Origin of the sequence: Neosynechococcus sphagnicola sy1 (genome assembly GCF_000775285.1) — a bacterium.
Lineage (GTDB): Bacteria > Cyanobacteriota > Cyanobacteriia > Neosynechococcales > Neosynechococcaceae > Neosynechococcus > Neosynechococcus sphagnicola.
In genome coordinates this window covers 1-639 of the sequence record NZ_JJML01000108.1, presented here as the reverse complement: position 1 = coordinate 639, position 639 = coordinate 1, and the positions used below count along the sequence as shown (strand labels likewise).

At 41.5% G+C, this 639-nt stretch carries 1 protein-coding gene; it reads right to left on the bottom strand.

Annotated elements, in window-relative coordinates:
* Positions 1-8: 8 nt before the first annotated feature.
* Positions 9-386 carry an HdeD family acid-resistance protein gene (locus DO97_RS20315; protein ID WP_162183044.1) on the bottom strand — a complete coding sequence of 126 codons (378 nt, stop codon included), beginning with the start codon at positions 384-386 and terminating at the stop codon, positions 9-11.
* Positions 387-639 lie beyond the last annotated feature (253 nt).

Here is a 639-nt window from a genome sequence, read left to right as displayed (position 1 = left end):
TTCCCAGTTCAGTGACGATCGCCGCATTTGCAACGCAATCGATACTTGAATGATACCTTGCACAAAATTGTAATGCCCAAAACACCGTGAAGGCAATTACGCCTTCCACGGGGATTCGTCACCAGGAAAATACCTGCTAGTAGGTACAACAGACCTAGGATTGTTTTCCAAACAACTTGACCTGAATTTCTTGATTGCAGGGCATAAAGAATTTGTGAAATTCCGGCAAATATGAATACCCAGCCGAATAATAAGATTGAGGTAACAGCAACAAATAAAGGAAATAGGATCGAAATGATGCCTAAGATCATCATCAGCAAAGCGATCTTATTTGTCCATGCAGAGTTAAGAACCAAACCATCAGCTTCGGGGTCAGTAACTCTCATATTACCCTCCTTATGAATGAACATTCTGAGCTTATTAAAAGCTTGGCTTAATCATGCCTTATTTCTCTGGATTTGCCGCTGCGGCTAGAGCATCTAGTCTGGCGGCGATCGCTTCTAAGGCGATCGCTTCTAAATTGTCATGAAGTCCTTTAGTGAAGTTGTCAACTGTCGGACTCATGGTGCTTCCGATTGATTATCCATTATTCATTGATCATTTCTCGAACCGTATTTTCACATTTTCTACAGCATTGAA